Genomic DNA, 14,451 nt, shown 5'->3' on the forward strand with positions numbered 1-14,451 from the left:
TCCACTGGCGACCTCTTCACCGACGACCTTATTAGACAAAGCGAGACCTGTCCGGAATGCCTACCGCGGAATTGACGACCGAACCTGAACTGCAGGAGATTGCGTGTCAATCATGCGGTGCTGCGTTGACGGGTCTGTCGGGCATGCTAGCGACAATTTGTCCGTACTGTGCCTCACCATCGGTGATCCAACGTCCGCCGTCAAAAAACCGCCCCACGCCGACATTCGCAATCGGCTTTGTCGTGGACCAAGAACGAGCCACCGAGCTCGTCAAACAATGGATCGGTCGAGCCCACTGGTTCGCTCGCTCCGATTTCAAACGAGCCGCACCAAACTGCACTCGCGGGGTGTATCTTCCAGCGTATTTGTACGGCGCGGTTGCCGACACACAGTATTCCGCCAGCATCGGCGAGAACTACACGGAGACGGAAACCTATACGACGACCGACTCCAACGGCAAACAAGTCACACGAACTCGAACTGTCACAAAAACCGAGTGGCGGAGTCTCACCGGGCAACACTCGTGTTATGTCCTGGATGTAATCGTGACCGCATCCAAAGGCACCGACAATGATTCCCTAGAAGCGATCGAACCGTTTGACCTGCGAGCGCTTCGTCGGTATTCGCCATCGATCATCACGGGGTGGCTGGCGGAGCTCCCGTCCAGAGACCAAGCGACTTGTTTTCAGTTGGCACATGGTGAAACAATCGCGAAAGTTGGTTCGCAACTGAAAAACTTCATGCCCGGCGACTCCCATCGGAACCTGGAACATCGCACGCAACTCTCTCGCGAAGTGATCGACCTCGTGCTTTTGCCCATTTGGTGTTTCGCCGTCCGCTACGACGAAAACCAACCTCCGGTGCAAATTTTGGTCAACGGACAAACGGGGCGAGTCGGCGGCAGCGTGCCCACATCGACCACCAAAATCGCGTTGGTTGTCGGTGCCGTGCTATTGTTCATTGCATTCATCGTTCTTCTTTCCGCCATGCAGTGAGCTGACGATGCCTGAAATCATTTCCGTTTGCTCTCGCTGCGACACGCCGCTCGAACACGGTGACTTGAGATGCTCGATCTGTGGTCAATCGTCACCTCCAAACGAAACCACAAAACAGAACGTCTCCGCGAAGATCCTTCGTTGCAAAGGTTGCGGTGCTGCGGTCGCGTTCGACCCAGAGCATCAAGCCCTGCGATGTTCGTTTTGCGACGGAATTGTAGAGATCGAAACCATCGTCGACCCGATGGAACAAACCGAAGCCTACCTACCCTTTCTGCTGACTCCCGATGATGCTCAGCGTGCACTTCGGCAATGGCTTGGTTCACTTGGTTGGTTCCGCCCCAGCGATCTGACCTCCGCTTCGCACGTGGATGACCTGCATCCGCTGTACTGGGTCGCATGGGTCTTCGACACCGAGTGCAAAATCAGTTGGGCCGCGGACTCCAACGCCAATTCGCGAAGATCAAGCTGGGCACCTCATTCCGGACAAACCGACGTGGTGTTTCAAAACATCCTCGTGTCCGCATCACGTGGACTGTCGCAACCGGAAGCAGTTACCGTCAGCCGGCGACTGGATCTTCGCACCGCGCGAGCGACTCCCAACCGCGAAGACGGTGTGACGAGAGAGCAGTTTGACGTCCAGCGATCTCAGGCTCGACGGCAAGTCCGTGACGCCTTGCGTTTGATGGCAAAAAAGCACGTCGAGGAAACTCAAATCCCCGGTTCAAGCTTTCGCAACGTTCACGTCGAAACCGTCGTGAAAGGGCTGACCACTCGGCGATTGTCGCTGCCCGCCTATGTCATGGCGTATCGCTACCACGACCAGCTTTACCGGGTCGTCATTAGCGGACAAAACGCACAAGACCTAACGGGAACCGCCCCCTACTCCACGGCAAAAATCGTGCTCACGATCTGCGGTGCGATCGCCTTGGCATTGTTGTTTTTGGTGGTAGTGGCCGCAGCGCAGTGACATCGACACAATTGGCGTCGATTTGGAGAGCAGTCACTTTTCGCTGGACAATTGAATTGTACCGGCGTCCCAGGACTCTTCGTCCGGCACCGTCCACTGAATAGACGCCTGGTCCGGTTTCGCATAGCGTCCGTTCAATCGATCGCCTTCTTGAGAACGCGTGACAATGTTGAACTCGCTCCATACGAAGGTGATGTCGTAGGTTCCCGGCTTCACCCCATCACCTTGCGTCAGCGTGCTGATTTCAAAACGCCCACCTTCCGATGTGATTCCCATTGCGAGCGATGGTGCTTTGGATGGAGGATGCAGCTCAATGACGACGCCAACCGCTGGCTCGCCGTCCACTTCCACGACACCGCTGACCGGAACCATTCCATCGTCTGGTTTTTTGCCGGTGCAACCAACCATTAGCCCGAGCAGCAAAACCAAACCCAACTGTTGACCAATCGCCGTCATCACGATCCTTCGCCGTTTTAACAACCTAAATTCCATCTTCAGCAATCACTTCCCGGCCACGTCGCGTGATGTTGGACGAAAACACAAGCGGTTCGATGCTGGTGTTGATAAAGCGAATGGATCCGTCGGCGAATGCAAAGTGACATCCACCTGCGTGAAAGCTGTGGAATCCGAACCCACGAGCGTTTGTGCAGTTGATCGCGCAAGGCCCGCCAACCGGCGGCCAACTCAAGCCACTTCGCAGCGAACCTTGTAGCCAATGTTCGCCGTTGAGCAGATCTCCCCACCCTCCACCTTCAACGCCGATCAACGCGGCAGTGGCGACCGGGTCTTCGCGACCGGCGCTGTAGACAACGTTGCCGCCCGTGCGTTCGCCAAACAAAGTTGTGTGAGACAATCCATCCAAGATGTCCGCAAAACGGCCATCTTGATCGCCACCGAAAATTGGACTGACGACCTGCAAAGCGCCTTCGCGGCCGCCACTCAACGTCGCGCCATAGGCGAAGTTGGCATACGTGCCACGCACACCCGTGGTCGGCGAGAAATCCGCCGGGGCCAAGTTCGTCGCCGTGAACGGCAGTCCAGCCGGATTGGAATCGAACAAGTAGCGTCGCGATTCAATCCCACCGGGCGAGGACGGGCAGATGAACAACGACATCGGCGTTTGCAAAGCGGCCACGTTGTCGGGACTGAGTTGATCGACCGGCAAAATGCTTCGATCGATTTGGTCATACAGTCCTTGTTGTTCCAACTGCGGCAATATGGACATCATCCAGTTGCCACCGTTGAACGCCTTGGGTGGAGTCTCCAACCACCACGCTCTTGGCAATTTGCGATATGCCGAGTGGTAATTGTGAATTGCCAGGGCAAGCTGCCGCGATCGATTGCTGCAATCAGCTCGACGAGCTGCTTCGCGAGCTGCCTGGACCGCGGGCAACAACAGCCCCACCAGCATTCCGATGATCGCGATGACGACCAGCAACTCCACCAGCGTGAATCCAAGACGCGATGGCCTCGCTACGTCGCCAGTGTTCTCGCCATCTGTGCTGCCAATCGGCTGTGTCGTTCGTCTCATTGCCTCGTGCCTGTCTGCAATGTGTCTATGTGTTCACCACAGACGATCGCAAACGCCACTCACCCTCCGAAAGCACCCCAGCCGCGCGCATACTAGCGTCGCGAACCCTGGAAGCCTCGTTGTTCTGATGCCTACGATGTTCAAGGTGAAAAACCATGAAGAGACCTCAGAATACACCGCCTTGGGGCCCCCCGAAGCTCAAAAGACGCGAAAATCCAACTCCGCCACCGAAATGGAGTCCCGAGAAACATTGCCGTCCTCAAAGGAGGAAGAACACGACGCAATTGATCGCACCGGCTGGCGAGACCAGCCGAGATCAACCATTCGAATCAGGACATCTCACTTCGCCACCACGTCTGGGGACTTAGGCGAAAGCGTCTTTCCAGGGTCCTGTGATGGCACAAGTGATGCCGGGGCTTTGCAAATTGACGAACAACCATTTTCCGTCAGGGCTGAACGTCGCTCCGGCCCACTCTTTGGTTCGGAAGTCACCTTGGAAGCCGTTCTTTTCTCCATGGAGCTGGACATTGTTTTCAGCCAACAACTTCAATCGCCCATCTTGCGATAGCGTGAAGGCACGCTGCGGGTACTCGTTGGCTCCATAGTCATTGTCTTCGCACAGCACCAAACCACCTTGAGGACTGACACACAAGTTGTCGGGCATGTTCAAAGTCGGCTTGCTGGGCGATTCGAACAACAACGTCAACGTTTGCTGCTTTGGATCGAACTGCCAGATCTGCCCCGCCTCCGCCGCACCACCACTGGTCGCGTCGAAGTACACCACGCCATTGCCGAACCAACATCCTTCGAGCCGCGAAAAGGTCGACCCACCTTTCTTCTGTCCCTGTTGAAAGACACCCAACTCGTCACCGACTGCGCCTTCTTTCGAAACGTTCTTCAGCGACTCGGGACTGTGGGCCAATGTTGGATCATCGATCAAGTGCCAACGCACATCGAACTGGGCTCCGTTTTGAAAGCCACCCCGCAGGTCAGACTGCCCGACGACTTCCGCCATTTCCAGACGTCCGCCATCCGCCAATTTGCCGGGCGTGTTGGGCAAGAAACGATAGAAGCCCGATGTGGAACGATCCTCGGTGAGATACACGATGCCGCTGTTTCGATCGATCGCGACGGCTTCGTGAACAAAGCGTCCCATGTCTTTCAAAGGAACCGGGTTGCCATCGGCATCGGTGTGGCCAACTTCGAATACCCAACCGTGAGTCTTTTCGAATGTACGAACCTTGTCCGCTTTGTAATGGTCTGCATCGAGAGGCCCGAGCACGGTCTCTTCTGCGGTCAACCACGTTCCCCACGGTGTGACGCCACCGGCACAGTTGCGACTGGATCCGGAGAACACCACACGGCTATCGAGCCATTCACCTTTGGCACTGTCAAACCGCAACTCGGTGCAACCGCCTTGAGCTCGATTGTCATAGGCACGTCCCGATTTGATTGCGATCGCTCGACCGTCGTCACTGATTTCGTGATTGCGGCAAAGCGTCAACACATCGCCCTGACTGGAGATCACCCCCATCCCGTCATGAGCGGCCGGGGTTGGAGTTCCATCGGCCATGATGTCACCGGTCCAACCAAACGTGCGGTACCGGAAACCTTCCGGCAGTCGCAACAGCGGCAATCCGGTCGTGTCATCCGATGTCGGTCGTAAGGTCGATGCCGCATCGGGCTGCTCGCCTCGAACCACGCGTTGCCCCAATCCCGCCAAAGCAGCGGTCACACCGAAAGACCCCAAGGCTGAAAAATTGTCGCTTAGAAATTGTCGACGATTGCGATCGGTCACGATGCAGACCACTCCTATAGAAGAGGGATCGAATTGAGGCGAATCAGCCCGATCGATCCAATGAAACTGGCTTGAATGGAACACGGCCCCGGAATGCTTGATTGCCCAAGGCAGATTTCGCGACAGAGTATCGAATTTGTGTTCAAACGCATCTCACTGTTTTGCATCCAGCAACAAACTTCATGGTTTGTTCATAAATGCCGCCGTCCAAATTTGTGAAGTTTTCTTGAAATCTGAGCATGCAACCACGGATCACATTGGTTCAAAATGAGCGGTCGATACACTTCCCGCAAAATGGCCGCCAGAGCCCGCGGGAGCGATCGAGCTTGCCTTCCTGTCCTCACCGGCTGACGCGATGCCATTTGAATTTCGTTTAGCCGATCCCGCCTGACACACAACGAGCCAACCATGTCACGACCAACTCACGCTGACCAAGTCACTTCCACCGCCTGGAATCGTCGACGGTTCCTAGCATTTACCGGCGCGCTGCCCGCCTACGTGCTGTCGACTCAACACGCCTGGGCCGACGGCAAGATTTCTTTTTCAAGCAATCCATTCAGCCTAGGCGTCGCTTCTGGAGATCCCGATCACCGCGGGATGGTCCTATGGACTCGCTTGGCACCTTCACCGTTGCTTCCCGATGGTGGTATGCCTGCCCAAACCGTTGAAGTGACTTGGGAAGTCGCAACGGATGACTCGATGCGAAACGTCGTCGCATCCGGCACTCAACTGGCCACCCCTCAACTTGGTCACTCCATCCATGTCGAACTGAACCAACTCGAGTCCGACCGTTGGTATTGGTATCGATTCCGATGCGGCGACGCTGAAAGCACTATCGGTCGCACCCGCACCATGCCACTGCCGCATCAACTGCCCGACCAAGTTCGCTTTGCCGTGACCTCGTGCCAAAACTACGAACAGGGTCTCTTCACCGCCTACGAGCAAATGGCGGCTGACAACGTCGACATGGTCTTTCACTTAGGCGACTACATCTACGAATACGAAGCCGGTCGCAATGGGAAGGTCCGAACTCATCATGGATCTGAAATCATGTCACTGGGTGACTATCGCGTCCGCCACGCTCAGTATCGATCCGATCCGTTGCTGCAAAACATGCACGCTCAGTGTCCATGGTGGCTGACATGGGATGATCATGAGTTTGACAACAACTGCGCTTGCGACATCTCAGAAGAGTCAGGCGTCGACTCACTTTCATTCCTTTCGCGACGAGCCAACGCCTACCAAGCCTATTACGAAATGATGCCGCTTCGATTGCGTCAGATTCCCCGCGGCAGCGACATGCGTCTGTATCGCTCGGCTCAATTTGGACGACTGGCCGAGTTCTCGATCTTGGATACTCGCCAGTATCGAACCGACCAACCCAACGGCGATCGCAAAAGCCCACTGAACGAAGCTGCCTTGGATCCAACTCAGTCGATGTTGGGAACGAAGCAGCGCGGATGGTTGTCTCGCAACCTGATCCGATCAACCGCCACTTGGAATGTGCTGGCACAGCAAGTCATGATGGGAATGGTCAACCGTTCCGGCGACCCCGACAACCATCAGTTCTCGATGGATCAATGGCCCGGCTATTCCCACGAACGGATGGAACTGTTGAACTACATTCGAGATCGACAAGTCAGCAATCCCGTTGTCTTGACCGGCGACATTCATTCCAACTGGGCCAACGAACTTCGCGTTGACGACCGACAAACCGAACAAGGTCTCGTTGCCACTGAGTTTGTTGCCACTTCGCTATCCAGTGGAGGAAACGGTCCAGACAAACCCAAGAATCTCGACGCGGTGCTGGCAGAAAACGCTTGCGTCAAATGGCACAACACCGAACGCGGCTACATCCGCTGCGACGTCACACCGAATAGCTGGAAGTCCGATTACATGGTTGTGGATGACGTGCTGAAACCAGGCGGCAAAACATTCACTCGCAATTCCTTCGTTGTCGAATCAGGCTCACCCAAACTGAACCAAGCCTGACCACTGAGATGATCTTTTCGCACTCTCGCCGGTGACTTCAACAGTCACCGGCCGATCGCTTGATGCTTTGCCGCGGTCACTTTCTTGTGAGAGGTTTAGCGATCACCTCACGAGCCGCCCGATTGGCTCTATCTACATGGTTGTGCAATTGAACCTGAAATCCTTTGCAGTTGCCTCACCAACGTAGTCGCGGGATAGAACACAGGCCCCGCGTGTAGCGATCGAGACCTGAAGCCGCCGGACGGTAGTTCCCCACGTCCGATGGAGCAGATGACGTCTCGGCTTCTGAGGCCCAGGACCGATTGCAACCGATCAAGCAACCGATCTCACTCCATAGACGTCGAAGGTCTATGGACGCGGCAAATGCGACAAATCGTCGGACTACCGCTGGCTTCGATGATCCATAAGCTAAGACGATGAACTAGAATGCGACGTTCACCCACCTCCCCACCTCTCACCTTCTTCGGCGAGCAAAACTCGCTGCTAAGAACCTGCCTCAAAATGAAACTGTTAGCCAAAAACAATTTGCGACTGCCAGCAAATCAAATGCGACTCTCAACGTCGAAACTGACTCGCGTTGGCCTCGCTTGTGCCACTCTACTGCTCGCCGGAGGACTTTCGCGATCGCACGCGGATGACAAGTCCGCCGACGAAACCGTTGCCCCCGAAGTCATCACGACCGTCACCGACAACGAAATTCAGCAAACCAAACGAGTTCGTCCGGAATACTTGCAACCCGTCGAAGTGGATGGCGATGCTCCCGCCACCTCGCTGCCGCTGAAACCGACCCAAGGCGAAACGATCGCTTTCCTCGGCAATGGCCTGGCTTCGCGAATGGAACTGTTCAATGCCTTTGAAACGGCACTCTACCAGCAGTTTCCTGAGAAGGATTTGACGTTCCGCAACATGGGATTTCCGGGCCACACCCCGGCCTATCGTCCAGAAGCTGGCAAGAAAGATCCTTGGGCATTTCCCGGTGCCGAAAAGTTTCGTCCCGAAATCCAAGGCCACTACGGCGAAGGCCATTATCCGAAACCAGACGAATGGTTGACGATCGTCAAAGCCAACACGATTGTCGCCTTCTTCGGGTTCAACGAATCCTTCGACGGCATGGACGGAGTCGAAAATTTCAAGAACGAACTGCGAGCCTTCGTCGATCACACCCTCTCGCGTTCCTACGAACGTGACGCATCCAAACCACCTCGCCTCGTCTTGGCAACTCCGATCGCGATGGAGCAGCATCCCGAGTTCAATCTTCCGAATGCGGATGATCGAAACGCGATTTTGAAGGCGTACGCGGACGCCGTCGGTGCGGTCGCCGATGAAAAGCATGTTGGCTTCGTTGATCTCTACACACCGACCTTGGAATGGTTCCAAAGTTCCAAAGAAGCTTTGACGATCAACGGCGTGCACCTGTCCGAAGAGGGCTATCGCAAGCTTGCTCCTGTCATCATGCAACAACTGTTCGGTGCCGACTCCGGTGTCGCCCCGAGGGATTCGTTGTTGCACGCGGCGGTCCAAGACAAAGCGTGGTTCTGGCGCAATGACTTCCGCATGCTCAACGGCGTGCACGCTTACGGTCGGCGTTGGGCTCCCTACGGAAACTTCAACTATCCAGAAGAAATCGAGAAGATCCGTCAGATGACGGTCTTGCGTGACCGGAACATTTGGGCAATCGCACAAGGTAAATCGTCCACCCTCGAAGTCGACGATTCGATCACTCGGCCTTTGTCGTCGGTCGAAACGAACTTTCGCATGAGCGAGAAGAACGGCAATCCGGACTATCTCAAAGCCGAGGAAGAAGCTCTCAAGACGTTCACGTTGCCGGAAGGCTACGAAGTCTCCATGTTCGCTTCCGAGCAAGACTTCCCGAACCTGGGCAACCCAGCCCAAATGAGATTTGACAACAAAGGTCGTCTGTGGGTCTCGACCCTGCCGAGTTACCCACACTACAAACCGGGTGACTCCAAACCCAACGACATGATCCTGATCTACGAAGACACCGACGGCGACGGACGCGCGGACAAAGAAACCGTCTTTGCCGATGGATTGCACATGCCGATCGGTTTCGAATTGGCCCCCGAAGGAGTCTACCTCTCGCAAGAACCTTTCTTGGTGCTGCTCAAGGACACCGACGGCGACGATCATGCTGACAAGATGGAAGTCTTGCTCGACGGTTTCGATCCCCACGACACCCACCACGCCATCTCAGCATTTGATGTCGACCATGGTGCTGGCATCTACATGTGCGAAGGCCGTTTCCTTCACTCGCAAGTCGAAACCCCGTGGGGCCCCGAACGCATGACCGATGGTGGCATTTGGCGTTTCGATCCAAAGTCATGGAAGGTGGAACGCGTCATGCAATCTGACGTCAACAACCCATGGGGTGTCGCTCATGACGAATATGGCCAAACGTTCGTCAACGATGCCTCCGGTGGTGCCCAGTACTGGATGCTGGGTTACTCGATCAAGGTCCCGCATTCGAAAGAAATCCCAAAGGTTTCGAAGTTCAACTACGAACACCATGCTCGCCCCACTTCGGGATCGGAGTTCCTCTACAGCCGTCACTTCCCCGATGAAGTCCAAGGCGACTACATGTACGCCAACACGATTGGCTTCTTGGGAATTAAACAGTACAAGACCGTTGAAGATGGAGTTGAGATCAAAGGCAAATTCCGCCAAGACTTGATCCAGTCCTCCGACGGAAACTTCCGCCCCTGTGACTTAGAAGTCGCCCCCGATGGAAGTTTGTACTTCATCGATTGGCACAACACGCTGATCGGTCACATGCAACACAGTGCTCGTGACCCGATGCGGAATTCAGAATACGGTCGCATCTATCGCATCACCTACGCGGACCGCGACTTGGTCGAACCACCGACCGTTGCCGGGGCTGATATCGAGCAACTGTTCGAGAACATGAAGCTGCCCGAACTCAACGCTCGCAAACGTTCGCACCTCGAATTGCGTGGTCGTGACAAACAAGCCGTGGTTGCTGCTGCGATGAAATTCGCCAGTGAAAACGCAGACAACGAACGCTTGGTTTTGGAAGCTCTTTGGGCAACCTGGGGTCATCAAGAACCGTCCACCGAATTGCTCAACCAATGCTTGCAAGCCGAAGATCACCGGGTCCGCTCCGCAGCGGTTCGAGTCGTCCGGCATTGCCTGCACTTGCTCGACCATCCCGAGACGTACTTGTTGACCGCTGCTGCGGACACACACCCACGCGTTCGCTTGGAAGCTCTCTCAGCCGGTTCATGGCTGGGCGGCCAATCCGGTGCGAAAGTGTTGCTAACCGTTGCCTCCCACAAGACCGACCGCTGGATTCGCAACGCACTCAACAGTGCCATGCCGCTGCTCAAAGAAGACGTTGAGAAAGAGATTCAGGCCAAAGAGTTTGATCCAGACAACTTGTTGGTGGAGTACAAGCAATTGCTCGCCGGCAAATTGGAAGGTGCGGCCAAACCGAAGGACTACCGAACCAAGTCCGACAAGTTCAAGAACAAAGCATTTGCTCAGACCTACAACCTGGGCCAGCAAGTCTTTTTCGAAGAAGGCTCCTGCTACGCTTGCCACCGTGAAAACGGTGAAGGCATCGCACGGATCTATCCACCGTTGGCCGGCAGTGAATGGGTCACCGGTGACTCAGAGCGGCTGATCAAGCTGACCCTTCACGGCATCTGGGGAAAAATTCGCGTTCGTGGCAAAGTCTTTGAACCGACTCAAGGTGTGCCGCCAATGACCGCCATTGGCAACATGTTCTCCGATGCGGAAATCGCTGCAGCGCTGACCTATGCTCGCAACAGCTGGGGCAATGACGCCAGCGAAATCAAACCGGACGAAGTCAAACGCGTTCGCGCCGCGACGGAAGACCGCCAACGTTTCTACAGCCCCGAGGAACTGATCGAAATGCATCCGTTCCCCGAGGACAGCCGCCCGGAGATGATCGAAGACGAACCGGCAAACAACCAGCTCGAAACCGAACTGCTTGCGGAATCACTCAGCGACTTGGTTCGAGACGCTCATGAAAAGGGTGATGCCATTCGTGGTGCCACGTACTTCTACGGTTCCAAGACCGCATGTGCGACTTGCCACGACGTCAACGAAGGCTATCAACTTGGCCCCCACCTCACCAAAACACGTGAGGACATAACGCATGAGCACTTGATCGAATCGATCCTGAAACCATCCGAGAAGATCTTGGAAGGTTACCAGACGGTGAACGTGATCACAGTCGACGGCGCCATCCTTTCCGGCTTCCTCGTGGAAGAAACCGATGACAAGATCACACTCAGCATCGCGGCTGATCAAGGCAAACCCCGCACCATCGCAATTGACGATGTCGAAGACGTGCTCGAGTCGCAAAACTCGACCATGCCACCCGGCCTCGTCAACATGCTGAAGGATCGACAAGAGTTCTTGGATCTCGCCAAGTTCATCTTCGACGTCAACCAAGGCGGTGCGAAGACGCTGAATCAGCTGAAGAAGAAAGCGAAGATCAAGAACTGATCCGGAAGGAAGTTCGTCTGGGGCCCTGCCCCGTTCGGAAGCAACTTTCGTTTCCAAATAACAACAGACTCCCCTCGCCCCGCCTCGGCGGTTATGCAGTTTCACTTTACCCTCCCTTTCGGAGGGTGATGATAAACGCGTTGCAATACGGCAATTTAGAAACTGCACGACCTCCCTTGGGCAGAGGGACTCGGGGTGAGGGGTAAACGAGCTCAGAAGCCACCTTCACCAGCAACTCCTAGGCTGCAAAGCCGACTATCTTGAAGCCGACGCAAACTTGCCATCAAGTTTCGCGTCGGCTTTTTTATTTGCCTCCCGCCAAAACCGCCCCGCCAAGCTCCCTCCCATGTCCCAGCGTTTTATCTCCCCACGTTGCGTCGCAACGCTCCTGACTTCGATCTTTTTGACTTGTTTGCTCGCATCCATTGCCAAGGCGGACGAACGAACATCGGTGCTCCTTCACCGCCAAGGCGAACACGATTGCCATACATTTCGCATTCCCGGGATCGCTCGCTCCAACGCGAGAACTCTGCTGGCGGTTTACGACATGAGATATGACAGTCGTCGCGATCTTCAAGGTCACATGGACATCGGACTCTCGCGATCTACAGATGGCGGAAAGACTTGGGCCGCCCCGCGTCCGATCATGGACATGGGCACCCACGGAGCATTGCCCGAAAACCAAAACGGATGCTCCGATCCCAACATTTTGGTCGACACACAAACTGGTGAAATCATCGTCACCGCCGTCTGGACTCACGGCAAACCAGGCACGCATCAATGGCGAGGCAATGGATCTGAACCTGGACTGGACATTGCCACCTCCACCCAATTCCTCGCCGTCCGTTCCAACGACGACGGTCAAACTTGGTCGTCACCCGAGAACTGGACGAAGCAACTCAAGGATCCCAAGTGGTACCTGTTCGCTCCCGCGCCAGGCAACGGAATCACAATGACCGATGGCACGTTGGTGATCCCCACGCAGGGCCGCGACCAAACTGGGCTTCCCTTTTCCAACGTCATCTACTCCCGCGATCACGGAAAGACTTGGACCGTTTCCAATCCGGCACGCTCCGACACGACCGAGTGTGCCGTTGCCGAGTTGACCGACGGTTCTCTGATGTTGAACATGAGAGACAACCGAAATCGCAAGGACAAATCCGACACCAATGGACGAGCCATCAGCGTGACGAGCGACTTGGGCCAAAACTGGACGATTCACCCAAGTGATCATGGCGCACTACCTGAACCCGTTTGCATGGCCAGTCTGATCTCAAACTCATTGACCGATGGCCGCCGTGCTCTGATCTTCAGCAACCCACATCACAAAACCCGACGTGCCAACATGACCGTGCGAGCCAGCCTGGATGACGGTTTGACATGGCCGTCCAATCGACAGGTCGTCTTGGACAACGACGGCGGCGCCTACAGCTCGCTCGTGATGGTCGACGACACGACCCTCGGAATCCTCTACGAGTCTTCCCGGGCCGAATTGGAGTTCCAAACCATCGCACTGGATGAACTGGGGCTTTGAGCCTTGCACCCCAGGCACGGTTTCGCTTTCGGGATGTGGAACTAGAATCAAATCTGACGAGCAAAGAGTCTCACAGCCTCAATCGCTCGCGGCCTCCACCCACCACTCTCACTGAGATACCGACGTGACTCATTTTGACGTTTTCAATGGCGATGCGGATGGCATTTGCGCATTGCACCAACTGCGGCTGGCAGACCCCAAAGACAGCACGCTGGTGACTGGCGTCAAACGGGACATCAACCTGCTCAAAAGAGTCCCCGCGAGCTCGGGCGATTCTGTGACCGTGCTCGACGTCTCGCTCGACAAGAACCGCGATGAGCTCCACCGCATTTTGGCTGCCGATGTCCCTGTCACCTACTTCGACCATCATTTCGCTGGCGACATTCCTTCGTCGCCTCTGCTGTCGACTCACATCGACACGGCCGGCGACGTGTGCACTGGACTGCTCGTCAATCAATTCCTGAGTAGTCAATTCTTGCCTTGGGCAGTCACCGCTTTGTACGGCGACAACTTGCACGATGCGGCCAAATCCGCCGCCGAACCACTTCAACTCAGCGACTCGCAACTGGCAGAACTGGAACAACTCGGCACGCTGCTCAACTACAACGGCTATGGGGGAACGCTCGACGATCTTTACTTCGCTCCTGACAAACTGTATCGCAAGGTCCAACCTTATGCGGATCCGTTTGAGTTCATCGCGGCGGACACCACATTCGAAACACTTCGCGATGGTTTCGACAGCGACATGAAGCGAGCCGCTTCGATCGAACCCAAGATGGCGACCGAATCCTGCGCCGCGTTCCTGTTTCCCAACGATTCCTTTTCACGGCGAGTCAGCGGCGTCTACAGCAACCAACTCGCCCGTGAAAATCCCAACCGAGCCCATGCGTTGCTCAGCGAACTGCCTTCGGGCGATTACCTCGTCAGCGTCCGCGCTCCTTTGACCACCAAGACCGGTGCCGACGAACTGGTCCGACAATTCCCAACCGGAGGCGGCCGCAAAGCTGCAGCTGGCATCAACCAACTTCCTGCCGACCAACTGCAGAAGTTTCTCGACACGATGCAACAACAATTCGCCGAGCAGATATAGCTTTTCGCCTTTCGCGACTTCGCGTCTGATTC

General features: G+C 55.6%; 9 protein-coding genes. 6 read left to right on the forward strand and 3 right to left on the reverse strand.

Annotation, left to right across the window (positions count from 1 at the left end):
- The first annotated feature begins 56 nt into the window (after nt 1-56).
- Nucleotides 57-995 carry a hypothetical protein gene (locus tag RB_RS18175; protein WP_011122051.1) on the forward strand — a complete coding sequence of 313 codons (939 nt, stop codon included), beginning with the start codon at nt 57-59 and terminating at the stop codon, nt 993-995.
- Between the two features lie 7 nt (nt 996-1,002).
- A complete protein-coding gene (locus RB_RS18180) occupies nt 1,003-1,965 on the forward strand; it encodes a hypothetical protein (RefSeq protein ID WP_164922189.1) in 963 nt (320 codons plus the stop codon).
- A 33-nt stretch (nt 1,966-1,998) separates the two neighbouring features.
- Here the strand turns inward: RB_RS18180 and RB_RS18185 are convergent, their stop codons facing one another.
- The 3 genes from RB_RS18185 to RB_RS18195 all read right to left on the reverse strand — a co-directional run bounded on the left by RB_RS18185 (nt 1,999) and on the right by RB_RS18195 (nt 5,306).
- Nucleotides 1,999-2,445: a hypothetical protein gene (locus RB_RS18185; RefSeq protein WP_164922190.1), complete on the reverse strand. Its 447-nt coding sequence runs from the start codon at nt 2,443-2,445 to the stop codon at nt 1,999-2,001.
- Between the two features lies 1 nt (nt 2,446).
- The gene (locus tag RB_RS18190; RefSeq protein WP_011122054.1) at nt 2,447-3,496 is read right to left on the reverse strand and encodes a DUF1559 domain-containing protein; all 1,050 of its coding nucleotides are present in this window, start codon (nt 3,494-3,496) and stop codon (nt 2,447-2,449) included.
- 364 nt (nt 3,497-3,860) lie between these two features.
- The gene (locus RB_RS18195) at nt 3,861-5,306 is read right to left on the reverse strand and encodes an alkaline phosphatase PhoX (RefSeq protein WP_007324618.1); all 1,446 of its coding nucleotides are present in this window, start codon (nt 5,304-5,306) and stop codon (nt 3,861-3,863) included.
- Nucleotides 5,307-5,702: 396 nt separating this feature from the next.
- Here RB_RS18195 and RB_RS18200 point away from each other — a divergent pair, with 396 nt between their 5' ends.
- From RB_RS18200 to RB_RS18215, 4 genes are all read left to right on the forward strand, one after another.
- On the forward strand, nt 5,703-7,286 hold the full coding sequence (locus tag RB_RS18200; protein ID WP_007339980.1) for an alkaline phosphatase D family protein: 1,584 nt from the start codon (nt 5,703-5,705) through the stop codon (nt 7,284-7,286).
- A 501-nt stretch (nt 7,287-7,787) separates the two neighbouring features.
- Nucleotides 7,788-11,795: a PVC-type heme-binding CxxCH protein gene (locus RB_RS18205; protein WP_164922932.1), complete on the forward strand. Its 4,008-nt coding sequence runs from the start codon at nt 7,788-7,790 to the stop codon at nt 11,793-11,795.
- Nucleotides 11,796-12,141: 346 nt separating this feature from the next.
- On the forward strand, nt 12,142-13,329 hold the full coding sequence (locus tag RB_RS18210) for a sialidase family protein (protein WP_164922191.1): 1,188 nt from the start codon (nt 12,142-12,144) through the stop codon (nt 13,327-13,329).
- A gap of 124 nt (nt 13,330-13,453) precedes the next feature.
- A complete protein-coding gene (locus RB_RS18215; RefSeq protein WP_007330175.1) occupies nt 13,454-14,419 on the forward strand; it encodes a hypothetical protein in 966 nt (321 codons plus the stop codon).
- The last annotated feature ends 32 nt before the right edge of the window (nt 14,420-14,451 follow it).

This window comes from Rhodopirellula baltica SH 1 (genome assembly GCF_000196115.1).
GTDB lineage: Bacteria > Planctomycetota > Planctomycetia > Pirellulales > Pirellulaceae > Rhodopirellula > Rhodopirellula baltica.